26 protein-coding genes, 1 tRNA gene and 1 riboswitch are annotated in these 23,729 nt (G+C 70.8%); of the genes, 8 read left to right on the top strand and 19 right to left on the bottom strand.

Annotated elements, in window-relative coordinates:
• Positions 1 to 38: 38 nt before the first annotated feature.
• Positions 39 to 899 carry an ABC transporter permease gene (locus tag ACLJT4_RS31030; protein ID WP_200884765.1) on the bottom strand — a complete coding sequence of 287 codons (861 nt, stop codon included), beginning with the start codon at positions 897 to 899 and terminating at the stop codon, positions 39 to 41.
• Entirely contained in the window at positions 892 to 1,686 is a 795-nt protein-coding gene (locus tag ACLJT4_RS31025) for an ABC transporter permease (RefSeq protein ID WP_411127328.1), read from the bottom strand. The genes ACLJT4_RS31030 and ACLJT4_RS31025 overlap by 8 nt, the downstream gene beginning before the upstream one ends.
• Before the next feature lie 351 nt (positions 1,687 to 2,037).
• Between ACLJT4_RS31025 and ACLJT4_RS31020 the strand changes: the two genes are divergently transcribed.
• The gene (locus ACLJT4_RS31020) at positions 2,038 to 4,329 is read left to right on the top strand and encodes a transglycosylase domain-containing protein (RefSeq protein WP_411127326.1); all 2,292 of its coding nucleotides are present in this window, start codon (positions 2,038 to 2,040) and stop codon (positions 4,327 to 4,329) included.
• 35 nt (positions 4,330 to 4,364) lie between these two features.
• Here the strand turns inward: ACLJT4_RS31020 and ACLJT4_RS31015 are convergent, their stop codons facing one another.
• The 3 genes from ACLJT4_RS31015 to ACLJT4_RS31005 all read right to left on the bottom strand — a co-directional run bounded on the left by ACLJT4_RS31015 (position 4,365) and on the right by ACLJT4_RS31005 (position 5,623).
• Positions 4,365 to 4,685 carry a DMT family transporter gene (locus tag ACLJT4_RS31015; protein WP_016574831.1) on the bottom strand — a complete coding sequence of 107 codons (321 nt, stop codon included), beginning with the start codon at positions 4,683 to 4,685 and terminating at the stop codon, positions 4,365 to 4,367.
• A gap of 31 nt (positions 4,686 to 4,716) precedes the next feature.
• A riboswitch (guanidine-III (ykkC-III) riboswitch) is annotated at positions 4,717 to 4,778 on the bottom strand.
• Between the two features lie 56 nt (positions 4,779 to 4,834).
• On the bottom strand, positions 4,835 to 5,137 hold the full coding sequence (locus tag ACLJT4_RS31010) for a GroES family chaperonin (protein WP_052287519.1): 303 nt from the start codon (positions 5,135 to 5,137) through the stop codon (positions 4,835 to 4,837).
• Positions 5,138 to 5,302: 165 nt separating this feature from the next.
• Complete coding sequence (locus tag ACLJT4_RS31005) at positions 5,303 to 5,623, bottom strand: DUF3618 domain-containing protein (protein ID WP_275464516.1); 321 nt, start codon at positions 5,621 to 5,623, stop codon at positions 5,303 to 5,305.
• Between the two features lie 255 nt (positions 5,624 to 5,878).
• Here ACLJT4_RS31005 and bcp point away from each other — a divergent pair, with 255 nt between their 5' ends.
• Complete coding sequence (gene bcp / locus ACLJT4_RS31000) at positions 5,879 to 6,346, top strand: thioredoxin-dependent thiol peroxidase (protein WP_016574828.1); 468 nt, start codon at positions 5,879 to 5,881, stop codon at positions 6,344 to 6,346.
• A gap of 31 nt (positions 6,347 to 6,377) precedes the next feature.
• Here the strand turns inward: bcp and ACLJT4_RS30995 are convergent, their stop codons facing one another.
• Together ACLJT4_RS30995 and ACLJT4_RS30990 are read right to left on the bottom strand one after the other, a co-directional pair.
• Positions 6,378 to 7,622, bottom strand: coding sequence for a sensor histidine kinase (locus ACLJT4_RS30995; protein ID WP_411127323.1), 1,245 nt, complete (start codon positions 7,620 to 7,622; stop codon positions 6,378 to 6,380).
• A 38-nt stretch (positions 7,623 to 7,660) separates the two neighbouring features.
• Positions 7,661 to 8,167, bottom strand: a complete 507-nt coding sequence (locus ACLJT4_RS30990) for a hypothetical protein (protein ID WP_016577326.1) — start codon at positions 8,165 to 8,167, stop codon at positions 7,661 to 7,663.
• A 452-nt stretch (positions 8,168 to 8,619) separates the two neighbouring features.
• Between ACLJT4_RS30990 and ACLJT4_RS30985 the strand changes: the two genes are divergently transcribed.
• From ACLJT4_RS30985 to ACLJT4_RS30970, 4 genes are all read left to right on the top strand, one after another.
• A complete protein-coding gene (locus tag ACLJT4_RS30985) occupies positions 8,620 to 10,161 on the top strand; it encodes an MFS transporter (protein WP_411127320.1) in 1,542 nt (513 codons plus the stop codon).
• 117 nt (positions 10,162 to 10,278) lie between these two features.
• Complete coding sequence (locus ACLJT4_RS30980; RefSeq protein ID WP_411127318.1) at positions 10,279 to 10,941, top strand: HNH endonuclease signature motif containing protein; 663 nt, start codon at positions 10,279 to 10,281, stop codon at positions 10,939 to 10,941.
• Positions 10,938 to 11,633 (top strand): HNH endonuclease, encoded by a 696-nt coding sequence (locus ACLJT4_RS30975; protein WP_411127316.1) that lies wholly within the window; start codon positions 10,938 to 10,940, stop codon positions 11,631 to 11,633. Before ACLJT4_RS30980 ends, ACLJT4_RS30975 begins: the two co-directional genes overlap by 4 nt.
• 8 nt (positions 11,634 to 11,641) lie before the next feature.
• Positions 11,642 to 11,725 (top strand) — tRNA-Leu (locus ACLJT4_RS30970).
• A 40-nt stretch (positions 11,726 to 11,765) separates the two neighbouring features.
• Here the strand turns inward: ACLJT4_RS30970 and rdgB are convergent.
• From rdgB to ACLJT4_RS30950, 4 genes are all read right to left on the bottom strand, one after another.
• Complete coding sequence (rdgB, locus tag ACLJT4_RS30965) at positions 11,766 to 12,401, bottom strand: RdgB/HAM1 family non-canonical purine NTP pyrophosphatase (protein WP_411127314.1); 636 nt, start codon at positions 12,399 to 12,401, stop codon at positions 11,766 to 11,768.
• Positions 12,402 to 12,410: 9 nt separating this feature from the next.
• Positions 12,411 to 12,833 carry a hypothetical protein gene (locus ACLJT4_RS30960; protein ID WP_411127312.1) on the bottom strand — a complete coding sequence of 141 codons (423 nt, stop codon included), beginning with the start codon at positions 12,831 to 12,833 and terminating at the stop codon, positions 12,411 to 12,413.
• 220 nt (positions 12,834 to 13,053) lie between these two features.
• Positions 13,054 to 13,785: a ribonuclease PH gene (gene rph / locus ACLJT4_RS30955; protein ID WP_055584898.1), complete on the bottom strand. Its 732-nt coding sequence runs from the start codon at positions 13,783 to 13,785 to the stop codon at positions 13,054 to 13,056.
• 91 nt (positions 13,786 to 13,876) lie between these two features.
• Entirely contained in the window at positions 13,877 to 14,116 is a 240-nt protein-coding gene (locus ACLJT4_RS30950; protein WP_078487387.1) for a glucose PTS transporter subunit EIIB, read from the bottom strand.
• Between the two features lie 224 nt (positions 14,117 to 14,340).
• Between ACLJT4_RS30950 and ACLJT4_RS30945 the strand changes: the two genes are divergently transcribed.
• Together ACLJT4_RS30945 and ACLJT4_RS30940 are read left to right on the top strand one after the other, a co-directional pair.
• Positions 14,341 to 15,672: a PTS transporter subunit EIIC gene (locus ACLJT4_RS30945; protein ID WP_020930345.1), complete on the top strand. Its 1,332-nt coding sequence runs from the start codon at positions 14,341 to 14,343 to the stop codon at positions 15,670 to 15,672.
• A 298-nt stretch (positions 15,673 to 15,970) separates the two neighbouring features.
• Positions 15,971 to 17,182 carry a PTS transporter subunit EIIC gene (locus tag ACLJT4_RS30940; RefSeq protein ID WP_411127309.1) on the top strand — a complete coding sequence of 404 codons (1,212 nt, stop codon included), beginning with the start codon at positions 15,971 to 15,973 and terminating at the stop codon, positions 17,180 to 17,182.
• A gap of 225 nt (positions 17,183 to 17,407) precedes the next feature.
• Here ACLJT4_RS30940 and ACLJT4_RS30935 read toward each other — a convergent pair whose 3' ends face one another.
• The 8 genes from ACLJT4_RS30935 to clpS all read right to left on the bottom strand — a co-directional run bounded on the left by ACLJT4_RS30935 (position 17,408) and on the right by clpS (position 23,612).
• The gene (locus ACLJT4_RS30935) at positions 17,408 to 18,160 is read right to left on the bottom strand and encodes an MBL fold metallo-hydrolase (RefSeq protein WP_411127307.1); all 753 of its coding nucleotides are present in this window, start codon (positions 18,158 to 18,160) and stop codon (positions 17,408 to 17,410) included.
• Positions 18,161 to 18,508: 348 nt separating this feature from the next.
• Complete coding sequence (locus ACLJT4_RS30930; RefSeq protein WP_411127305.1) at positions 18,509 to 19,459, bottom strand: PLP-dependent cysteine synthase family protein; 951 nt, start codon at positions 19,457 to 19,459, stop codon at positions 18,509 to 18,511.
• 1 nt (position 19,460) lies between these two features.
• A complete protein-coding gene (locus ACLJT4_RS30925) occupies positions 19,461 to 19,793 on the bottom strand; it encodes a MoaD/ThiS family protein (protein ID WP_016573882.1) in 333 nt (110 codons plus the stop codon).
• A gap of 160 nt (positions 19,794 to 19,953) precedes the next feature.
• On the bottom strand, positions 19,954 to 20,139 hold the full coding sequence (locus ACLJT4_RS30920) for a putative leader peptide (RefSeq protein WP_016573883.1): 186 nt from the start codon (positions 20,137 to 20,139) through the stop codon (positions 19,954 to 19,956).
• 174 nt (positions 20,140 to 20,313) lie between these two features.
• A complete protein-coding gene (locus ACLJT4_RS30915; RefSeq protein ID WP_233659430.1) occupies positions 20,314 to 20,739 on the bottom strand; it encodes a Mov34/MPN/PAD-1 family protein in 426 nt (141 codons plus the stop codon).
• Positions 20,740 to 20,888: 149 nt separating this feature from the next.
• Entirely contained in the window at positions 20,889 to 22,337 is a 1,449-nt protein-coding gene (locus ACLJT4_RS30910; protein WP_411127302.1) for an amino acid permease, read from the bottom strand.
• A 352-nt stretch (positions 22,338 to 22,689) separates the two neighbouring features.
• Positions 22,690 to 23,283: a DUF2017 domain-containing protein gene (locus ACLJT4_RS30905; RefSeq protein ID WP_233659428.1), complete on the bottom strand. Its 594-nt coding sequence runs from the start codon at positions 23,281 to 23,283 to the stop codon at positions 22,690 to 22,692.
• A complete protein-coding gene (gene clpS / locus ACLJT4_RS30900; protein ID WP_020930347.1) occupies positions 23,283 to 23,612 on the bottom strand; it encodes an ATP-dependent Clp protease adapter ClpS in 330 nt (109 codons plus the stop codon). The genes ACLJT4_RS30905 and clpS overlap by 1 nt, the downstream gene beginning before the upstream one ends.
• Positions 23,613 to 23,729 lie beyond the last annotated feature (117 nt).

Here is a 23,729-nt window from a genome sequence, read left to right as displayed (position 1 = left end):
CGCCTTCCCTTCTTCTCCAGCTCGTTCGGTGCGTGCGGTCAGCTGCCGGTGCTGCGGTAGGCGCGCACGCCGTGCCGCCAGGCCAGGGCCGCGCCGGCGGCCATCAGCGCGGCCACCGCCGGCCCGAGGAAGGCGGTCCAGACCGGGAGTCCGAGGGGGTAGGGGCGGCCCAACAGCCACAGCGCGGGCAGCCAGTTGACGAAGGCCAACGGGACGATGAAGGTGACCCCGCGCACCAGGTCCCGGGCGAACACCGTCGGCGGGTACTGGAGCAGGGCGTTGCCGCCGTAGGTGAGGGAGTTCTGCAGCTCGGCGGCGTCCTGGGCCCAGAACTGGAAGGCCGCGCCGACGGTGTAGACCGCGCCGAAGATCACCGCGCCGCACACCGCCATCAGCGGCACCATCAGGACCCGGCCGGCCGTCCACTCCACGTCGAGCCGGCCGACGGACCACAGCAGCACCAGCAGACCCTGGGTGGTGCGGCCCAGCCGCCGCAGCGCGAAGCGGTCCGCGGCGATCTGGACGTAGACCGGGACCGGGCGCAGCAGCAGGGTGTCCAGGGTGCCGTCGCGGATCCGGGCGCCCAGCCGCTCCACGTTGCCGACCAGCAGGTCCGCCAGGCCCAGCGCGAGACTGCAGGTTCCGTAGAGGAACGCGACCTCGGGCAGGGTGAAGCCACCGAGCGCGTCGACCCGGGAGAACATCAGCAGGATCGCGACGAAGTCCAGCCCGCTGGCGGCGAAGTTGCCGAACGTCATCAGCACGAACGACGTCCGGTAGGCGAGCGTGGAACGCACCCACATCCAGGCGATCAGCCCGAACGCGAACAGCGCGTGCCCGACGGCGCGCAGCCGCCCGTCCGCTCCGTCGTCGTCCCACCCGGGCCGGGTGCTAGCCACCGTGGACCACCACCTTGCGGGTGGCGGCGGACTGCACCAGCCGTCCCAGCGCCAGCAGCGCCACGGCCCAGGCCGCCTGGAACGCCAGCCCGCCGAGCAGCGCCCGGCCGGTCCGCGCGCCGATCAGCACGTCGGCCGGCACCTGGAGCAGCGCCGCCCAGGGCAGCAGTTGGGCGAGGTCGGCGAGCCCGCCGGGGAAGACCCGCAGCGGCAGCACCATCCCGGAGAAGAACATGCACGACAGCCCGCTGATCATGGCCAGCCCGGAACTGTCCAACAGCCAGAACGCGGAGAGCGCCACGAGGTAGCGCAGCGCGAAGCTGACGAGCACGCCCAGCAGCGCCGACAGCAGGAACCAGGCCCAGGTCAGCGGGTTGCCGGGGAGCGCCAGCGGGAACGCCAGGGCCCCCACCGTCATCGGCACCACCCCGCGGCCGATCAGTTGGAGCCCGGCCCGGCCGAGGTCCGCGGCGAGCCACCACAACTGGAGGTCGGCCGGCCGGTAGAGGTCCACCGCGACGTCGCCGCTGCGGATCCGGTCCTGGAGCTCGTCCAGCCCCCCGGTGGCGATCATGGCGACGGCCAGCAGTGCCTGCCCGGCCCAGACGAAGGTCAGGGCCTGCGCGGGACCGTAGCCGCCGAGGTGCGGCCGTTGGTCCCACAGGGCGAGGTAGGTGTAGGCGATGATGAAGCCGAAGACGGTGTTGGTGGCGACGCCCGCGGCGGTGGCCGCGCGGTAGGTCGCGTACCGCCGGAAACTGCCGGCCGCCACGGCCACGTACAACACGCCGCGCTCCCCCTGCTCTTGGTCGGTTCCGTCCGGTCCGTGCGAACCGCAAAGCACCGGAGCCTAAGGTCCGCGTGCAGTGGGCAGCATCGATTTATCACCCGTCCGGGTGAGGCGAGGGCGCCATTCAGCCGGTCGCCGGGCGGACGCGGGTGCGCGCCACCCCTGGCGACCGGGACGGATGATGCGAAAGTTGTCCCTCGGGTGCCCGTCGACCTTCCGGCACGGTGCAGCACGGCGCAGCAGCACCGCACGCTCCGCACGGCACTCCGCACGACCCCGCACCGGTCCTGACACGACACCGCTCCGCCGCGGCCCGACCTCCGGCGGCGGCCGAGGAGTCACACAGACATGAGCGACGACGCGCGGCACGACGGCACGGGCGACGAGACCGACCACGACGGTACGGACGGCGGTACCGACGAGGAGGTCCCCGCCCGCCCCCGACGCACCGGCTGGCGCCGACTGGTGCCCACCTGGCGGATGGTGGTGGGGTCCGTCCTGCTCTTCCTGCTGCTGGTCGTGGGCGGACTGACCGCCGGCTACCTCCTGGTCGGCATCCCGCCCGCCAACAGCGCGGCCAAGGCGCAGAGCAACGTCTACCTCTACTCCGACGGCACCGAACTGGCCCGCGACGGCGACGTCAACCGCGAGAACGTGCCACTGGGTCAGGTCCCCAAGGCCGTCCAACGGGCCGTACTCGCCGCCGAGGACCGGGACTTCTACACCGAGTCCGCGGTCGACCCGGCCGCGATGCTCCGAGCCGCCTGGAACACCGTTACAGGCAAGGGCAAGCAGTCGGGCTCCACCATCACCCAGCAGTACGTCAAGAACTACTACCTCGGCCAGGAACAGACCGTCACCCGCAAGGCCAAGGAGTTCTTCATCGCCATCAAGCTGGACCGCGAGGCGAGCAAGGACGACATCCTGGAGGGCTACCTCAACACCAGCTACTACGGCCGCAACGCCTACGGCATCCAGGCCGCCGCCCGCGCCTACTACGGCAAGGACGTCGGCTCCCTGACCACCGCCGAGGGCGCCTACCTCGCGGCGCTGCTCAACGCCCCCAGCGCCTACGACGTCACTGCCCACCCCGAGAACCGACCGCGCGTTCTGGCCCGTTGGAACTACGTCCTGGACGGCATGGTCAAGCAGAAGTGGCTCAGCGCCGGCGAACGCGCCGGGCTGGCGTTCCCCGCCCTCACCAGGGCGCGCACCTCCGCCGGCCTCTCCGGCCAGCGCGGCTACCTCGTCGAAGCGGTCCGGGACTACCTCACCGACCACGACGTGCTCGACGACAACACCCTGCGGGCGGGCGGCTACCGCATCACCACCACCATCGACCACAAGCGACAGAACGCCTTCGTCAAGGCCGTCCGCACCCAACTGATGGAGCAGCTCAGCGAGGACCGCGCGGTCGACGGCTACGTACGGGCCGGCGGCGCCTCCATCGACCCCGCCACCGGCAAGGTCGTCGCCCTCTACGGCGGCGTCGACTACGCCAAGCAGTACGTCAACAGCGCCACCCGCCGCGACTACCAGGTCGGCTCCACCTTCAAACCGCTGGTCTTCGCCTCCGCCGTGCAGAACGGCTCGGTCACCCAGGACGGCTCCGCGATCACGCCCAACACCGTCTACGACGGCACCAGCAAGCGGATGACGATCAACCACGGCCGCCCCACCGGCTTCGCCCCCGGCAACGAGGACGACCGCTCCTACGGCCCGATCACCGTCACCGAGGCCACCGACAAGTCCGTCAACGCGGTCTACGCCCAGATGGGCATCGACGTCGGCCCGGACACCGTCCGCAAGACCGCGGTCGCCCTCGGCATCCCGGCCCGGACCCCCAGCCTCGCCACCTCCCAGGGCGCCATCTCCCTGGGCACCGCGACCCCCAGCGTGCTGGACATGACCCAGGTCTACGCGACCCTCGCGCACCACGGCCGGCAGCTCCCGTACACCCTGGTCGACCACGTCACCAAGAACGGCGAGGACGTCGACCTGCCGGAGCGCGAGGAGAGCACCGCCGTCGAGCGGGCCGCCGCCGACACCACCACCCAGATCCTGCGCAGCGTCGTCGACGGCGGCACCGGCACCGCCGCCCAGGGCGCCGGCCGCCCGGCCGCCGGCAAGACCGGCACCGCGGAGGACGACAAGGCCGCCTGGTTCGCCGGCTACACCCCCGACCTGGCCACCGTCGTCGCGGTCCTGGGGCAGCACCCGCAGACCGCCGTCCAGGAACCGCTGTACGGCGCGGCCGGCCGGGACCGGCTCAACGGCGGCGACTTCCCCGCCCAGATCTGGGCGGACTACACCGCGGCGGCGCTCACCGGCCACCCCGTCCACGACTTCGACCTGCAACTCCAACAGGGCGCCGAGGCGAGCGAGTCCCCCTCGCCGTCCGCCGACGACTCGGCGTCGGCGAGCGCCTCGACCTCGCCGAGCACCGGCCCGACCGACAGCACCGGCCCGACCGGCACCGGGGCGCCGACCGGCACCGGCGCCCCCACCGGGCCGACCGGCGAACCGACACTCCCGCCGATCCCCACCGAGGCGCCGACCACCGCCGAGCCCACCGAGGAGTTCCCGACCGTGGGCCCGCCGGACGTCGACGCGTACGCGCGACGGTGGGGCGACGGATAGCCGACGGATAACCGCTGACAGCCTCGGGGGCCGCCTCAGTGGCCGGAGGTGGCCTTCAGCCCGACCACGGCCACCAGCAACAGGCAGATGAAGAAGATCCGCGCGGCGGTCGCGGGCTCGCCGAGCACCAGCATCCCGACCACCGCGGCCCCGGCCGCACCGATGCCGACCCAGACACCGTAGGCGGTGCCGATCGGCAGTGTCCGGGCGGCGTAGGAGAGCAGCACCATGCTGACGACGATGCCCGCGCCGGTGAACACACTGGGCCACAGCCGGGTGAACCCGTCGGTGAACTTCATGCCGATCGACCAACCGACCTCCAACAGGCCGGCGACGACGAGCAGGATCCATGCCATGACGGCACCTCCGTGAAAGGACTTCAACAGGGGTGCGTCGTCTTGTCGTGACCCGGTACGGCGCGTCTCGTCGGGTTGTCACCGAGGCTAGCAAAAGGCTCCCCCGCGGGTGGTGACGTGGATCACCACCCGCGGGGGAGCCGGGTCCGTTACAGGTACAGGCCGGTCGAGTCCTCCGCGCCCTCCAGGCGCTCAGCGGCCACCGCGTGCAGGTCACGCTCGCGCATCAGCACGTACGCCACCCCGCGCACCTCGACCTCGGCCCGGTCCTCGGGGTCGTACAGCACCCGGTCGCCCACCTCGACGGTCCGTACGTTCTGCCCCACCGCGACCACCTCGGCCCAGGCCAGGCGGCGGCCGACCGCCGCGGTCGCGGGAATGACGATGCCGCCGGACGAGCGGCGCTCGCCCTCGGGGATGTCCGTCCGGACCAGCACACGGTCGTGCAGCATCCGGATCGGCAGCTTGTCGTGGGTGTCCTTGGCGTTATTCGGGCTCACGGCATGACCGTACCTGCCCCACGACGCCCCCCACGCACCGCGGGCGGATTCAGAAGGCCCCCGCGACCCTGCGGGACGGGGCCGCTCGTGCCGCTGCCCGTACCTCTGCCCGTACCTCTACTTGTGCCGCTTCTTGGAGCCCAGCACCAGCAGGCCCACCACGGCCACGCCCACCACCGCCACCGGAATGACCCGCTCCAGACGGGGCGCCCCGTCCTCGGACACCAGCTGGCCGCGCACGTCCGAGACCAGGCGGTTGACGGCCACGTAGGCCCGCCCCGCCGTGCGGTCCACGGCCGCGGACGCCTTCGCCTTCGCATCGTCCATGATCGTCTTGGGGTGCAGTCGAACGCCGATCTCGTCGAGCGTCACGGCGAGATCCTGCCGCCTGCGGACGATGTCCGCCTCGATCTGCGCAGGGGTCCTGGCTTCCGACACCGCGCCGCCTCCGTCATCTCGTGCCGATGCTTACGAGGTCCCAACGCCTGCCGGAACCGCCCCGTACCGAACCGGCCACCTCGATCACGTGCCGATTCGTCAGGGACAGTCTGTCAGCTCGCAACGGCAGGCGCCCCACAGCACCCCCGTTTCGTGCCGCCGCGGCGCCCCCGACGCCGGCCGGGCCCCGCGCTGGCTAGGGTCAGGGGCGTACCGACCCAGCTGCACGACCACGCAAGGAGACGGAGACCCACCATGAGCGAGCGACTCCAGCCCGGCGACACCGCGCCCGCCTTCACGCTCCCCGACGCCGACGGCCAGCAGGTCTCGCTCGCCGACCGCAAGGGACGCAAGGTCATCGTCTACTTCTACCCGGCCGCACTGACCCCCGGCTGCACCAAGCAGGCGTGCGACTTCACCGACAACCTCGACTTCCTCGCCGGCCACGGCTACGACGTCATCGGCATCTCCCCCGACAAGCCGGAGAAGCTCGCGAAGTTCCGCGAGAAGGAGGAGCTCAAGGTCACCCTGCTCGGTGACCCCGACAAGGAGGTCCTCACCGCCTACGGCGCCTTCGGCGAGAAGAAGCTCTACGGCAAGACGGTCACCGGAGTGATCCGCTCCACCGTCATCGTCGACGAGGACGGCAAGGTCGAGCGCGCGCTGTACAACGTCAAGGCCACCGGCCACGTCGCCAAGATCATCAAGGATCTGGGCCTGTAACACCGTTACGGACGCCAGGCGGACCACACCGCTACGGCGTCGGAGCCGCAACCTCCTCCGGAACCGTCACCACGGCCCGGTCCGGCAGCTCCAACACGGCCTCGGCGCCGCCGCCCGCGGCGGCGCCGAACTCCAACCGCGCCCCCAGGACCTCCGCCTGCCCGGCCGCGATCGTCAACCCCAGCCCGTGCCCCGTACCGCGCTCCGGCGCCGCCGTACGGAACCGCCGCGGCCCCTCCGCACACAGGTCCGCCGGATACCCCGGCCCGTGGTCCCGCACCACGATCCGCGCCCCGGCGACCACCACCTCGATCGGCGGCTCACCGTGCTTGGCCGCGTTCGCCAGCAGGTTCACCAACACCCGCTCGACCCGCCGCCGATCCGTCTCCACGATCCACGGCTCACCCTCGACCGTCACCGACACCGACAGGTCGTCCACCCCGCGCTGCCGCGCCGCCCGCTGCACGATCCCGCGCACCAACGACGGCAACTCACAAGCGTCCAGATCGGCCCGCTCCACCCCGGCGTCCAACCGCGACACCTCCAGCAGATCCTCCACCAACCGCCGCATCGCCTGCGCCCGGTCCCGCACCAACTCCACCGCCCGCGGCTCCGGCAACAACTCGGCCGCCGCCACCAGACCCGCCACCGGCGTCCGCAACTCGTGCGCCACGTCAGCGGTGAACTCCCGCTCGGCCTCCACCCGCGCCGCCAACGACGTCGCCATGTGGTGCACACTGCGCCCCAACTCGGCCACCTCGTCCCGACCGTGGCTCGCCAACGCGTCCGCGTCCGGCGGCTCCCCCGCCGCGATCCGCCGCGCCGCCGCCGCACTCAACCGCAGCCGCCGCGACAACCGCTGCGCCACGAACCACGACACCACCGCCATCAGCACGACCGTCCCGCACCCCGCGATCAACAGCGCCCGGTCCAGCGCCACCTGCGCCGGATCGTCGTCCGGGTACGCCGCCGACACCGACAGCGAACGCGTCGGCCGGTCACCGACCCCGCCGACCCCGGTCGCCGCCCACACCCGCGGGTCGTCACCCCCACTGAGATACGTCCCCGACCGGTTGTGGAACACCGCCTCGCGCAGCGGCGACGGCAGCGTCGCGTCGTCCAACTGCGCACCGAGCGCCAACGTCCCGTCCCGCTCGTAGACGAGCAGGGCCGCACTCAACCGCTCGTCCTGATAGGACCGGGCCGACCGCTCCCGCTCGACGTCCGCGATGTGGTGCACGGCGAAGCCGAGCACCACCACCGCAAGCGCCGTCATACACGAAATGGCCAGGGCGATCCGGCCTCGAATGCCCATCACGCGAGGTTGTACATCTCCGTCGTGTCACCGAGCGGGGTGGAGCCGTCGTACGTCACCTCCAGACCCGTGAAGGCCCGCGCGCCGTCGACCTCCTTCGCCCCGTAGAGCCGGAACGTCGCCCGGTACCCGGCGTCCGTACCGACCCCCGCCGCGGTCTTCTCCACCTGCACCACGCCCCGCCCCTCGGCCTCGTCCGCGTCGTAGCGGGTCCACGTGATCCCGGTCGCCACCATCCCGGCGTCCGCACAGGTCAACGTGATCACCTGGGGCTTGATCTCCGGCTCCCCGATCCCACAGTCGCGGACGCCCGGCAGATCGCCACTCGGCGGACCGTCCGACTTCACGTCCTGCACGGCCGAGGTCTTCGGCGCGGCATCCACCGCCGACGCCCGGTCCGACGCCTGGCCGAACCACACCCCACCGGCCGCCAGCGCCGTCACCACGAGGAAGGCCAGCAGGGCGGTGCGCCCGCGCCTCCAGCGGGCCCCTTCGCGGTCGGTCATCACACACTCCTCCCGGGGCACCTTCGCCCCGTCAACCCCACCAGCAAACACGACCGCCGCGGCAGCCCCGCACCGGCCCGGACCCCGATCACACCGTTCCGCCACCGCACCACGGCCGCCACGTCCCGCGACGAAAGGACACCCTTCGACGGGCCTGCGACAGAAAAGGGCGGTTTCGCCACCGCCACTCTCCTCTCCCCCCGACACAGGCTGATTGCCCGAATGCCGCGGTGACCCCTCGGCTTTGTACCAGTCGTGTAACAAGCCGCCGCCGCACGGCAACCCTCCACCCCCCTGACATGCGCCGTACGGACCGGTTCCACGTGACATACCTCGCGTTCGCCGTCCACAGTGTTTTGACCCGCCCTCCAGCGTGCAGGCGCACACGTCGAAGCTCCAACGCCCCACCCGCGCAACCGAACCGCGCGCCGACCCAACGGGAGGACCGCCGCGTGCCGCACCTCAGTACCGAAGACAGCCACTCCGCGCCGGAACCGGACCGAGAGGCACGCAGACGCCACTGGGCGCTCTTCCGCGCCATCGACCGCCGCCGCAACCCCCCACTGCGCCGCACCGACATCACCGTCACGGACGAACCCACCGTCCGCCGCGCCGTGAAGGCCGCCGCACTCGGCAACGCCATGGAGTGGTTCGACTTCGGGATCTACAGCTACCTCGCCCTCACCATCGGCAAGGTCTTCTTCCCCAGCGGCAGCGCCACCACCAGCCTGTTGTCCTCCTTCGCCACCTTCGCCGTGGCCTTCCTCGTACGGCCGCTCGGCGGCGCCTACTTCGGCCCCCTCGGCGACCGCATCGGCCGCAAGAAGGTCCTCGCGCTCACCATGATCATGATGGCGCTGGGCACCCTCTGCATCGGCCTCATCCCCTCGTACACGACCATCGGCCTGTGGTCCCCCGCCCTGCTCATCCTCTTCCGACTGATCCAGGGCTTCTCCACCGGCGGCGAATACGGCGGCGCCTCCACGTTCATCGCCGAGTACGCCCCCGACAAGAAGCGCGGCTTCTTCGGCAGCTTCCTCGAAATGGGCACCCTGATCGGCTACACCGGCGCCGCCGGCATCGTCCTCGTGCTCAACACCACACTCGGCCCGGACTCCATGCTCGCCTGGGGCTGGCGGATCCCGTTCCTCATCGCCGGCCCACTCGGCCTGGTCGGCCTCTACCTCCGGCTCCGACTCGACGAGACCCCGGCCTTCCAGAAGTTCGAAGCCGCCCAACACCACGCCCCCGCCGAACCCCCCGCCGGGACCGAGGACGAATCCGCCCACCCGCCCGCCGGCACCCCCGGCAAGAAGCTGGGCGAGATCCTCACCCAGCACTGGCCGGCACTCATCCTCTGCATCGCCCTGGTCGGCGCCTACAACATCACCGACTACATGCTCCTGTCCTACATGCCGACCTACCTCACGGACACCCTCAAGTACAACGAGGCCCACGGCCTGCTGATCCTCCTGGTCACCATGGTCGTGCTCATCTGCCTGCTCCCCACCGTCGGCCGGCTCAACGACCGCTACGGCCGCAAACCGCTCCTCATGACCGGCATGCTCGGCTTCCTGGTCCTCGCCATCCCGGCGTTCCTCCTGGTCAAGCGGGGCTCCCTGCTCGCCGTCTCGTGCGGCATGGCGCTCCTCGGCCTCTGCCTGCTGTGCCTCCTGGGCACCATGTCCGCCGCCCTGCCGGCCCTCTTCCCCACCAGCGTCCGCTACGGCTCGCTCTCCATCGGCTACAACCTCGCGGTCTCCCTGTTCGGCGGCACCACCCCCCTGGTCATCACCGCCCTCATGGGCGCCTTCAACAAGAACGTCATGGTCCCCGCCTACTACACGATGGGCGCCGCCCTGGTCGGCGTCGTCGCCGTCGCCTGCATGAAGGAAACCGCCCGACAACCCCTCGAAGGCTCCCCGCCCTCGGTCGCCACCAAGGAAGAAGCCCTCGCCCTGATCGCCGAACGCACCCAGGAGCCGCGCTTCTGAGGCCGGTCACCCGACCCGCTCCGGCGTGACCGCAGGCCCCTCCGGTCGTTCTCCAGTTCGGCAGACGAGAGAACGCACGGAGGGGCCTGCGGCTCTCCTGCCCACGAAGGGGGAGCCATGCCGACGAGCCCGTACACCCGCGAACGGCTGGAGGCCGCGGCAGCGTCGTCGCGGACACTGTCGGAGGCGTTACGGAAGCTGGGGGTGGACCCGCGGAGCACCCAGCGGAACTACCTCAGGGAACGCATGAGGAAGCTGGGCATCGACACCGCACACTTCGAACGGGAAGGTACGAAGTGGACGCGGGAGGTGCTCCAGGCTGCGGTGGCGGACTCGACGAACATGTGCGAGGTGCTGCGTCACCTGGGACTTGAGGTGGTCGGCGGACACCACACGCACATCAGCCGCCGGGTCAGGGCGTACGGGATCGACACGTCGCACTTCACGCCGGTGGTCCGCACCGCACGCATGCGGCACAACCGGCGGCGCCGGACGGCCGACGAGATCCTCGTCCAGGCCACCTCGGCGCAGACCACCCGCACGCCGAACGCCCGGCTCACGAGGGCGCTGCGCGAGCGGGGAGTGGCGGAACACTGCACCCTGTGCGGCATCGAACCGGTCTGGCAGGGCGAGCCGCTCCCCTTGGAGGTCGACCACGTCGACGGCGACTGGCGCAACAACCGGATCGAGAACCTTCGCTTCCTCTGCCCCAACTGCCATGCGACGACGGACAGTTATCGAGGGCGCGGCAAGGGACGTGGCAAGGGTGCCGCCGTATGAGCAGTGGCGTGCGCTACACCCGCGAGAGGCTGGCCGAGGCCGCCGCGCGATGCTCCGACATCGACGAGGTCATCGCGTTCTTGGGCACGCGGCCGTACGGCAATCTCCGTCGCCATCTGTTCCGGCGATTCGACCACTTCGGAATCGACGTTGCCCACTTGCCGCGTCAGCGGCGCTCCCCGGGGGCGTCCGCCAAACCAGCCGTCAGCGAGCTGCGCCAGGCGGTCGAGGGAGCGACATCCATCGCCGGCGCGCTCCGCGCACTCGGCAAGGACCCGTGCAGCAGCCGGCTCCGCACGCTGTTCCACACGTGGGTGGCCCAGGACGGCATCGACATCGCGCACTTCTTGGGGCAAGCGCACCAGCGGGGAAAGCCCGGCCCCGTACCCGCCAAACGCCCCGAGGACATCCTGGTGCGGCGCGACGGCAAGCAGCGTACGAAAACCGTCCTGCTGCGGCGCGCGCTCCGGGAGGTCGGTGTGCCCGAAGCGTGCGCCGGGTGCGGCGTCGGCCCCGAGTGGCTCAGCAAACCCATGACGTTGGAGGTCGACCACATCAGCGGGGATTGGAGGGACGACCGGCGGGAAAACCTGCGGTTGCTGTGCCCCAACTGTCACGCGATCACCAGGACCTGGTGCCGAGGAGGCCGTCGACGTTCCCCTGAAGCGGGAGTCGAACGACCGGTACGATAGCTGTGCACGCGGCCGTGTCGTAACTGGCAGCCGAGCTGCGTTTAGATCGCAGTGGGCGAAAGCCCGTGTGGGTTCGAATCCCACCGGCCGCACACAGAGGGGGCCACCCGCCGGGTGGCCCCCTTCCGCGTCTCAGCCCAACAGCTCCCGCACCACCGGTGCCAGTGCGCGGAAGGCCTTGCCGCGGTGGCTGATGGCGTTCTTCTCGTCGGGGGTGAGTTCGGCGCACGTCCGGCTCTCGCCGTGGGGCTGGAGGACGGGGTCGTAGCCGAAGCCGCCGGTGCCGGCGGGGGTGTGGCGCAGGGTGCCGTCCAAGGTGCCTTCGACGACCCGCTCGGTGCCGTCGGGGAGGGCGAGGGCCGCGGCGCAGGCGAAGTGCGCGGCGCGGTGTTCGTCGGCGATGTCGGAGAGCTGGGCGAGGAGCAGGTCGAGGTTGGCCTGGTCGTCGCCGTGCCGGCCGGCCCAGCGGGCGGAGAAGATGCCGGGGGCGCCGCCGAGGACCTCGACGCAGAGGCCGGAGTCGTCGGCGACGGCCGGGTGGCCGGTGGCCTGGGCGAGGGCGTGTGCCTTGAGGAGGGCGTTCTCGGCGAAGGTGACGCCGGTCTCCTTGACGTCGGGGACGTCGGGGTAGGCGTCGGCGCCGACGAGTTCGACGTCGAGGTCGGCCGCGGCGAGGATGGCGCGGAGTTCGGTGATCTTGCCGGTGTTGCGGGTGGCGAGGACGAGGCGGCGGGGGGCCGCGGGGCGGTCGCCGGTTTGTGACTCCATGGGAGGGGATTATTCCTCGTCGCCGGGGGTGCAGGCGCTGGTGATCCGGCCCAGGGAGGTGCCGATGGGGGTGAGGTCGGGGGCCTCGTCGTCCGCGAGGGCTTGGCGGGCGTTCTTGATGCCGGTGCTCATGGTGTCGACGGCTCCGGCGAGCTCGGGGTCGTCGGTGGAGGCGCTGAGCCGGTGCAGGTCGGCGTCGAGGGCGTCCAGGGCCTTGGTGGCTTCCTGGGGGTCGTCGGTGGCCTTGTCGGCGGCGGTGTGGAGCTTGTCGACGCCGTCGACGAGGGCGGTGGCGGTGTGGGTGCAGTCGACGGCTCGCTGGACGGCGCCGCAGGCGGTCAGGAGCGGGAGGGCGATGCTCGCGGCGGCCAGGGCGGCGAGCGCGGTGGCGGTGGGGCGGCGCGGGCGGAGGTGGCGGTGGGGGCGGGCCATGGGGCGTTCCTTCCCTTGCGGCGTACGGGGGATGCGTACGGGTGCCGGGCGCGCGGTGGTGCGTGGCGGTGCGTGCGGCGGGCCCGGCAAGGGAGGAAGCGCCGGGTGGGGGAAGCGCCGGGTGGGGGAAGCGCCGGGTGGGGAAGGGGGGTTGCCCGGTGGTGGGGGGAGCGGGGTGGAGGGTGGTGTTCCGGTCCGCTCCCCCGGGTGGGGCGGTCGGTCAGAGGGTGCGGGCCAGTGCTTCCTGCTGGGCGGCGTCGAGGGTGGTGCAGCCGGCGACCGCGAGGTCGAGCAGGGAGTTGAGTTCGTCGCGGGCGAAGGGGGCGGCCTCGGCGGTGCCCTGGACCTCGACGAAGCGGCCGTCGCCGGTGCAGACGACGTTCATGTCGGTCTCGGCGCGGACGTCTTCTTCGTAGCAGAGGTCGAGGAGCGGGATGCCGTCGACGATGCCGACGCTGACGGCGCTGATGGTGCCGGTGAGCGGGCGGCGGCCGTGCTTGATGAGCTTCTTGCCCTGGGCCCAGCCGATGGCGTCGGCGAGGGCGACGTAGGAGCCGGTGATGGCGGCGGTGCGGGTGCCGCCGTCGGCCTGGAGGACGTCGCAGTCGAGGACGACGGTGTTCTCGCCGAGGGCCTTGAAGTCGATGACGGCGCGCAGGGAGCGGCCGATGAGGCGGGAGATCTCGTGCGTGCGGCCGCCGATCTTGCCGCGGACGGATTCCCGGTCGCCGCGGGTGTTGGTGGAGCGGGGCAGCATCGCGTATTCGGCGGTGACCCAGCCTTCGCCGGTGCCCTTGCGCCAGCGCGGTACGCCCTCGGTGACCGAGGCGGTGCAGAAGACCTTGGTGTCGCCGAAGGAGACGAGGACGGAGCCTTCGGCGTGCTTGCTCCAGCCGCGTTCGATGGTGACGGGGCGGAGCTGTTCGGGGGTGCGGCCGTCGATGCGAGACATGGTCCCGACCCTATCGGCTGCGTGAAGGGCCCCGTTCCGGTTCCGGAATGCCGGGAACTTCGGGAACGGGGCCCTGGTCATGAGCGGTGGCTCACATCATGTCTTCGATCTCGGCGGCGATCGGGTCGGCGTCGGTGCCGATGACGACCTGGATGGCGGTGCCCATCTTCACGACGCCGTGTGCGCCGGCGGCCTTGAGGGCGGCTTCGTCGACCAGGGAGGCGTCGTTGACCTCGGTGCGGAGGCGGGTGATGCAGCCCTCGACCTCTTCGATGTTGTCGAGTCCGCCGAGCCCGGCGACGATCTTCTCAGCCTTGGTGGCCATGTCCACTCCTGCTTGTCTCGGCCGTCGGCGGTTCCGCCGCACGGTTTTCTCACCGTAACGCACGTTCAGCCCACTTCTGCGGGCGTTTGACCGCAATCTGACGAAGGATGGCGATCGTCGGAGGGGGTGTCCGGAAGGCCCCCTCCGACAAGTGGTCTACACCACCAGTATGCGGCAGACGGTGGGTCGGGCGCCGCCGGGTCGGCGCCGGGGACAGGCGGAGGGCGCGGATGAGTTCGGACGCAGCGGGCGCGGCACCGGGGCAGGGGCCGAGCCCCGTCAAGGTCCGGGCGGCGGGCCTGTTCCAGGGGCTGCAGAAGATGGGGCGCAGCCTGCAGTTGCCGATCGCGGTGCTGCCGGCGGCGGGCATCTTGAACCGGCTGGGTCAGCCGGACGTCTTCGGCGCCGAGGGGCTGGGCTGGGGGAACGTCGCCAAGGTGTTCGCGGGGGCGGGCGGGGCGCTGCTGGATTCCGGGTTGGGGCTGCCGCTGCTGTTCTGCATCGGTGTGGCGATCGGGATGGCGAAGAAGGCGGACGGGTCGACGGCGCTGGCGGCGGTGGTCGGGTTCCTCGTCTACTACTCGGTGCTGCACGCGTTCCCGGCGCGCTGTGCCGTGGGGCAGCAGTACACGCAGACCGGCCAGTGGGCCGGGGTGTGCGTGGACACGTCCGCGAAGGTGACCCAGGCGGCGTTCCAGAATCCGGGGGTGTTCGGCGGGATCGTGATGGGGTTCCTGGCGGCTTGGCTCTGGCAGCGTTTCCACCGGGTGCGGCTGGTGGACTGGCTGGGCTTCTTCAACGGTCGGCGGTTGGTGCCGATCATCATGGCCTTCGTCGGGCTGGCCTTCGCGGTGGTGTGCCTGTTCGTGTGGCCGCCGATCGGCGACGGGCTGATGCGCTTCAGCGAGTGGTTGACGGCGCTGAGTGCGTGGGGTGCGGGGATCTTCGGGGTGGCGAACCGGGCGCTGCTGGTGGTGGGGCTGCACCAGTTCCTGAACATTCCGTTGTGGTTCCAGTTCGGGAGCTTCACCAAGCCGGACGGGACGGTGGTGCACGGCGACATCAACCGGTTCATGGCGGGTGATCCGACGGCGGGGCAGTTCACCACCGGTTTCTTCCCGATCATGATGTTCGCGCTGCCGGCCGCGGCGCTGGCGATGACGCACTGCGCGAAGCCGCACCGCCGCAAGGAGATCGCGGGGATGATGCTGTCGATCGGCCTGACGTCGTGCGTCACCGGCATCACCGAGCCGATCGAGTACGCGTTCATGTTCGTGGCGCCGGCGCTGTACGTGCTGCACGCGGTGCTGACGGGGGTGTCGATGGCGGTGAGCTGGGGGCTGGGGGTGCACGACGGCTTCAGCTTCTCGGCCGGTCTGATCGACTACGTCATCAACTGGGGGTTGGCGACGAAGCCCTGGTTGCTCATTCCGATCGGGCTGTGCTTCGCGGCGGTGTACTACGCGGTGTTCCGCTTCGCGATCAAGCGGTTCGACCTCCAGACCCCGGGGCGGGAGCCGGACGAGGTGGGGGACGCGATGGAGCGGGAGAACGTGAAGTAGCGCTCGTCGGGGCGGGCGGGGCCGGTCGGCCGGGTCGCGCCCGGTGCGGGGTGGTCCGGTTGGTGCCCTATGGCAGGTTCCTTGCGGTGCCCCCGCCGTGCTACAACAGGTCTACACCACCGCAGGTCTACACCACCTCGTGTGTGGTGTAGACCTGCGGCCGGTTCTGGCCGCGTCCCCCCGAGACGCCGCCGTCCCCCACCACTTCGTCCAGGCGGCGCCTTGTCCACTGGAGGAAGTTGTGTCCACGGCCAGTGCCGTCCCCGCGGCCGAGAAGAAAAAGAAGGGTTCCGGCGCGATGGCTGTCATGCAGCGCATCGGTCGCAGCCTGATGCTGCCGGTCGCCGTGCTGCCCGCAGCCGCCCTGCTCGTCCGCCTCGGCAACAGCGACATGCTCGGCCGGGAGTCGTTCCCGACCGTCATCACCAAGATCGCCGGCTACATGGCCGCCGGCGGCGGCGCGATCCTCGACAACATGCCGCTGCTGTTCGCCGTCGGCATCGCGATCGGCTACGCCAAGAAGTCGGACGGCTCGACCGCGCTGGCCGCGGTGACGGGTTACCTCGTCTTCCAGAAGGTGCTCGCGACCTTCACCGACAAGAACCTGCCCAAGGTCGCCGCGGTCGTGGACGGCAAGATCGTCATGAATGAGGCGCCGGTCAACGCCGGCGTGCTCGGCGGTGTCGTGATGGGCCTCGTGGTGGCCCTGCTCTACCAGCGCTACTACCGCAAGAAGCTGCCCGAGTGGCTGGGCTTCTTCGGCGGTCGCCGGCTGGTGCCGATCCTGTCGGCCTTCGCGGGCCTGGTCGTGGGCATCGTCTTCGGCCTCATCTGGCCGGTGCTCGGCGCGGGTCTGCACAACTTCGGCGAATGGCTGGTCGGCTCGGGCGCCGTGGGCGCGGGCATCTTCGGCGTCGCCAACCGCGCGCTGATCCCGGTGGGCATGCACCACCTGCTGAACTCCTTCCCGTGGCTCCAGGCGGGCGACTACCACGGCAAGCACGGCGACATCGCGCGCTTCCTCGCCGGTGACCCGAGCGCCGGCCAGTTCATGACCGGCTTCTTCCCGATCATGATGTTCGCGCTGCCGGCCGCCTGCCTCGCCATCGTGCACTGCGCGCGCCCCGAGCGCCGCAAGGTCGTCGGCGGCATGATGCTCTCGCTCGCGCTCACCGCGTTCGTCACCGGTGTGACCGAGCCGATCGAGTTCACGTTCATGTTCATCGCCCCGGTGCTGTACGCGATCCACGCGGTGCTCACCGGTGTGTCGATGGCCCTGACCTGGGCGCTGGGCATGAAGGACGGCTTCGGCTTCTCGGCCGGTCTGATCGATTACGTGCTCAACCTCGGCATCGCCTCGAACCCGTTGGGCCTGGCGCTGGTGGGCGTGTGCTTCGCCGCGCTCTACTACGTGGTCTTCCGCTTCGCCATCACCAAGTTCAACCTGCCCACGCCGGGCCGCGAGTCCGACGAGGAGCTGGCGGAACTGCAGAAGGCCGAGTCCAAGTAGCCACTGCCGCACCGCCGTTCACCGCCGGGTTCCCCTTCCGCACCGGAAGGGGAACCCGGTTTTTTAGCGCCACGGCTCCGGCGTGAGGCCGGCGAGGGCTGGGGGTTCCCCGTCGACGCCACCGAGAAGCGGCACGCGGAGCACGCCGGACGGCTGCGCCGGGTGGTGCGGGCGACAACGCCACGTGGCTCTCCCCCGCCAGGTCCGCGACGCCCCGGGCCCGGCTCAGACCTCGTAGACCGCGCCGGCCTTGGCGACCTCGACCGGTCCGTCGTAGACCTTCTGCGCGTCGCGGACGCTGATGTCCGGGTCGGTCCACGGCGGGATGTGGGTGAGCACCAGGCGTCCCGCGCCGGCCCGCCGGGCGTGCTCGCCGGCCTCCCGGCCGTTGAGGTGGAGGTCGGGGATGTCCTCCTTGCCGTGCGTGAAGGACGCCTCGCACAGGAAGAGGTCGCTGTCCTCGGCGAGGTCCTCCAGCGCCGCGCAGGGGCCGGTGTCGCCGGAGTACGTCAGGGTGCGGCCGCCGTGCTCGATGCGGAAGCCGAACGCCTCGACGGGGTGGCTGACCCGTTCGGTGCGGATGGTGAACGGGCCGATGGTCGAGGTGCCCGGCGTCAGCGTCCGGAAGTCGAAGACCTCGCTCATCGCGCCCTCGTGCGGGAGGTCGTCGTGGGCGGCGGTCAGCCGGCGTTCGGTGCCGGTCGGCCCGTAGAGCGGCAGCGGCGCGCAGCGGCCGCCGTCCGGGCGGTAGTAGCGGACGACGAAGTAGCCGCACAGGTCGATGCAGTGATCGGCGTGCAGGTGCGACAGGAGGATGGCGTCCAGGTCGTAGAGACCGCAGTGGCGCTGCAACTCGCCGAGGGCGCCGTTGCCCATGTCGAGGAGCAGCCTGAAGCCGTCGGCCTCCAGGAGGTAGCTCGAACAGGCCGATTCCATGGAGGGGAACGACCCCGAGCATCCGACGACGGTGAGCTTCATGCGGGCGTGAACCTCCGTGGGCTGGGGGCACCTCCCAGCGGGAGCTGGGGGAGGAGGGCGGCCGGCACCCCCGTCACGGGTGGTCCCGGCAGTGCCGGGCCGGGCTGCTGCCGGGCCCGTGGCGGTCGGTGCGGTGCCCCCGAGCGTAAGGCGCGAAGGGGCCCGTGGCGCCTTAGGTGGGGCGAGCTGTGGGCGGAATCACCAGTCCGGGTGGGGGTTCGGCGGCGGGGCGCGCACCGGCCTTCCGGTGGGCGGAAAGTCGGCCCGGAGCCGGCCTTTCGGGACCGATGCCGAAGGGGGTGGTCACCGGCGTGTGCCGGTGACCACCCCCTCGGGGTTGCGCGGGGCCTACGCCCAGAGCTGTCCGTGCAGCGTCGCGATGGCCGCCTCGGTCGACTCGGCGGTGTAGACGCCGGTGGAGAGGTATTTCCACCCGCCGTCGGCGACGACGAAGACGATGTCCGCGGACTCGCCGGCGCGGACCGCCTTGCGGGCCACACCGAGGGCGGCGTGCAGCGCCGCGCCGGTGGAGATGCCGGCGAAGATGCCCTCTTCCGCGAGGAGTTCACGGGTGCGGCGGACCGCGTCCTCGGAGCCGACGGAGAAGCGGGTGGTGAGCACCGACTCGTCGTAGAGCTCGGGGATGAAGCCCTCGTCGAGGTTGCGCAGGCCGTAGACCACGTCGTCGTAGCGGGGTTCGGCGGCGACGATGCGGACGCCGGGGACGTGCTCGCGCAGGTAGCGGCCGACGCCCATCAGGGTGCCGGTGGTGCCCAGACCGGCCACGAAGTGGGTGATCGAGGGCAGGTCGGCGAGGATCTCGGGGCCGGTGGTGGCGTAGTGGGCGCCGGCGTTGTCCGGGTTCCCGTACTGGTAGAGCATCACCCAGTCGGGGTGCTCGGCGGCGATTTCCTTGGCGACCTTGACGGCCGTGTTGGAGCCGCCCGCCGCGGGCGAGGAGATGATCTCCGCGCCCCACATGGCGAGCAGTTCGCGCCGCTCGGCGGAGGTGTTCTCCGGCATCACGCAGACGATGCGGTAGCCCTTGAGCTTGGCCGCCATGGCGAGTGAGATGCCGGTGTTGCCGCTGGTGGGCTCCAGGATCGTGCAGCCGGGGGTGAGCCGGCCGTCCTTCTCGGCCTGCTCGATCATGTGGAGCGCGGGCCGGTCCTTGACGGAGCCCGTGGGGTTGCGGTCCTCCAGCTTCGCCCAGATGCGGACGTCCTCGGAGGGCGAGAGGCGCGGGAGGCGGACGAGGGGGGTGTTACCGACCGCCGCCAGCGGGGAGTCGTACCGCACGTCAGACCTGCCCGACCCGTCGTCCGACCGCCGCCCCGGCGGGACGCGTCGACGCGGCGGCGGATCCGCCCGCGACGGCCGGCAGGATCGTCACGCTGTCGCCGTCGGAGAGCTTGGTGGAGATGCCCTCCAGGAAGCGCACGTCCTCGTCGTTGAGGTAGACGTTGACGAAGCGGCGCAGCTGCTCGCCGTCGACCAGGCGCTCGCGGATGCCGGCGTGCCGGCTCTCCAGGTCGGTGAAGAGTTCGCCGACGGTCGCGCCGGAGCCCTCGACTGCCTTCTCGCCGTCGGTGTAGCTGCGCAGGATGGTCGGGATGCGGACCTCGATGGCCATGGGAGTGCTCCTGTCGGAGTTCGGGTGCGGTGGCGGGTGCGGGGTGTGTGCGGCGCGGTCGGTGCGTGCGCGGTGCGCCGCGGGGGTGCGGGCGGTGCGGGGCGCCGGAGGGCGCGGGGGCCGTGCGCGGAAGGGTGCGGCGACGCCGCGGGCGGCGGCGTCAGCCGGCGGCGCAGCGCGGACAGATGGCGCTGGAGAGGCGGCACAGGTCGATGTGCAGCCGGGCGGCTCCGCAGCCGAAGGCGCCCAGGAGGGCCGATGCGGAGCGGCGCGTGGCGAGCGGGGCGTGCGTCAGCAGCGCACCCGGCCTCTGCTCGCTCGCTCCGCACACGACATGGTCAACCATGCGGTCATCGTATCGATTCCCGGTCCGGGTTCTGGAACCTCGTCCCATGATGCGGACGTTCGCTGTACGCCAGGTGGGACGCGGGGCGGGACCGGTCGTCCGCGCGGGCCGTGCCCGGGGGCGAACCCCCAGGTCACGGGCGCTGACCGGGCCGGGCATGAGGTCGACCACGCGTCAGGCGTAGCTCTCCACGATCCGGACTTCTTCCTCGGTGACCTCGCCGTCCACGATGCGGTACGAGCGGAACTGGAAGGGGCCCGCGTCGTCGGCGTCGGCGGTGGAGACCAGGACGTAGTGCGCGCCGGGCTCGTTGGCGTAGGTGATGTCGGTGCGCGAGGGGTACGCCTCGGTGGCCGTGTGCGAGTGGTAGATGACGACCGGCTCCTCGTCGCGGTCGTCCATCTCGCGGTACAGCTTGAGGAGGTCGGCGGAGTCGAACTCGTAGAACGTGGGCGAGCGGGCGGCGTTGAGCATCGGGATGAACCGCTCGGGGCGGCCGCTGCCGGCCGGGCCCGCGACCACGCCGCAGGCCTCGTCGGGGTGGTCCTGGCGGGCGTGCTCGACGATCTGGTCGTGGAGGGCCTTGGTGAGGGTCAGCATGCGGCCAAGAATAAGGAGGTGGGTGCGAAGCACTCCGGGAAGGGTGGCGGTGGGCGACGAGCATTCGGGCCCGCGCGTACCGAGGGGTGGTACGCGCGGGCCCGAATGCTGGACAGTCGGTGGAATTCCGGCCGGTCCAGCGCGGTGCGTCAGCTCTTCTCGGCGGACTTCGCCGGCCCCTGGGACAGCTGGGCGGCGTCCCGGCGCTTGATGGCCAGGTAGCCCACGGCCATGATGATCGCCCAGACGGGAGCCGCGTAGAGCGAGATCCGGGTGTCCGGGTCGACGCCCATCATCACGATCACCATGCCGATGAAGGCCAGCGCGAAGATCGAGGTGTACGGGGCGCCGGGGGCCTTGAACTCGGACTGCGGCAGCTCGCCGCGGTTCGCCTTGGCCCGGTAGCGCAGGTGCGAGAGCAGGATGACGATCCACGCCCACATGCCGGAGATGGTGGCGAAGGAGACGACGTAGTTGAACGCCTCGCCGGGCCACTGGTAGTTGATGTAGACGCCGAACAGCATCAGGGCGACCGAGATGCCGGTGCCCCGGGTGGGCAGGCCGTTCTTGCTGAGCTTGGTGAAGAACTGCGGGCCCTGGCCGTTGAGCGCGAGGTCGCGCAGCATCCGGCCGGTGGAGTACATCCCGGAGTTGGCCGAGGACAGCGCCGCGGTCAGCACGACGAAGTTGACGATGCCCGCGCCGGCCGGCAGACCGATCTGCTGGAAGGCGGCGACGAAGGGGCTGACGCCCGGCTTGAAGACCGTCCAGCTGACCACGGACAGGATGATGATGAGCGCGCCGACGTAGAACAGGCCGATCCGCCACGGCACGGTGTTGATGGCCTTGGGGAGCACCTTCTTCGGGTCGGTCGCCTCGCCCGCGGTGACGCCGACGAGTTCGACGGCGAGGAAGGCGAACATCACGATCTGCAGCGTCATCAGCGTGCCGCCGATGCCCTTGGGGAAGAACCCGCCGTCCGACCAGAGCAGGGTGAACGAGGCGGTGTCACCGGCCTTGGAGAAACCGAGGGTGATGACGCCGATGCCGATCAGGATCATGCCGATGATCGCGGTGACCTTGACCATCGAGAACCAGAATTCGAGTTCACCGAAGATCTTCACCGAGATCAGGTTGATGCCGAAGAGCGCGACGGTGAAGACCAACGCGGAAACCCACTGCGGTATGCCCTTGTTCCAGTACTGGATATAGGTGGCCGCAGCAGTTACTTCGGTGATGCCGGTGACGACCCAGAAGAGCCAGTAGGTCCAGCCCGTCACGAATCCGATGAACGGGCCGAGGAATTCCCGGCCGTACTCGGAGAACGAGCCGGAAACGGGCCGGTACATGAGCAGTTCGCCCAGGGCCCGCATGATGAGGAAGATGACCAGACCGACGATGGCGTACGCCAGGATGATGCTCGGCCCGGCCTTGGAAATGGCCTTGCCTGCTCCGAGGAACAGACCGGTACCGATGGCGCCACCAATGGCGATCATCTGGATCTGGCGATTGCCCAGACCCCGCTGGTAGCCCTCTTCGGGGGCCTCACCAGCGGCCTCGTTGCCGTCGTGATTCTTGTCGACCTGCACAGAGGTCATGAGTGGTGCGCCTTTCTCCATACCGACCCGGTTCTTTCCGGATCGGGTCCCGATCCCCCCGGATGGAGTTCCTGCACGCCGACGGTCGGCCGGCTCAGCGCCCCCGCAGCGACAGGGGTGGCGTCACTGAGGCAGGTCGAGAACTTTTATCACGAGCTGACTGAGATCGACCAGAGTCGCCGTGGGACGGATCACAGCGAAATCAGGACAAAGAACGGAATCCACAACACAGCGCACGGGTGTGGTGACGCGATCGTTATCCGGATTTGAGCCTCCGCTGAGCGAACGCGGTGTAGGCGCCCGGGGCCTTGCGCCCCGGTTCGCGCCGGCGCCGCCGGGACGGGCCCGGCGGTCAGCCCATCAGCGCCTCGACGAGCGTCTCCTGGAGGCCGCCGAGCCAGTAGTAGGCGAGCACCATCGGCTTGCGCGGGTCGCTGTCCGGCAGCCGCAGCAGCTCCCCGCCGTCGTCCTCGTCGGTGACCTCCAGCCGGGTGCCGATGGCCAGCCGCAGGTCGTTGAGGGCGCCGAGCCACTGCCGGCACTCGTCCGGCTTGAGCCGCAGCACCGCGCCGCCGTTCTCGGCCGACAGTGCGTCCAGCGCCCGGACCAGTGCCAGGGCGTCCTCGCGCTTGCGGGCCCGCAGGTCGTTCTCGGTGTAGCGGCGGAACTCGGCGGAGGCGGCCCGGACGTCGTCGTCCGGGACGAGGTCGGGGCCGCCGTAGGCGTCGGGGAAGAGGCGGGCCAGCACCGGGTCGGAGGGCGGCTCGCTGGGGCCCTCGGCGAAGAGCGCGGCCAGCATGTCGTCCTCGCCGGCGCCGGCGGGCTCGGTGCCCGGGCCGACCAGCTCCAGCAGTTGGACGGCGAGGCTGCGCAGGATGGAGATCTCGACCTCGTCGAGCGGGGCGGCCGCGCCGCCGCCGGGCAGCGGTTCGAACTGGCCGGTCATCAGCGGTCCTGCTGGAGGGTCGCCCACAGGCCGTAGCCGTGCATGGCCTGCACGTCGCGCTCCATTTCTTCGCGGCTGCCGCTGGAGACGACCGCGCGGCCTTTGTGATGGACGTCGAGCATCAGCCGGTGCGCCTTGTCCTTGGAGTAGCCGAAGTACGTCTGGAAGACGTAGGAGACGTAGCTCATGAGATTCACAGGGTCGTTGTGAACGATCGTGACCCACGGGACGTCGGGTTCGGGAACGGCGAAGGGGGCTTCGCTCGCCTCCGGACGCTCGATCTCAACCGGCACGCTGAGGCGTGCGTGGTGCGGTCTGAGGGTGCTCATGGGTGACGGGTGGGCGCTCACAGGGCCCATGCTGCCACCCGGGGGCGGGGGACGCACAAACGGCCCTGGCGTGCGGCGCACCGGCGTGGCGCGGCGATGCGCCGGGGCGATGCGCCG

This window comes from Streptomyces sp. x-19, from assembly GCF_046549115.1.
Taxonomy (GTDB): domain Bacteria; phylum Actinomycetota; class Actinomycetes; order Streptomycetales; family Streptomycetaceae; genus Streptomyces; species Streptomyces albulus_C.
The sequence above is the reverse complement of the archived record's forward strand: the minus strand, read 5'-3'. Positions and strand labels throughout refer to the sequence as shown.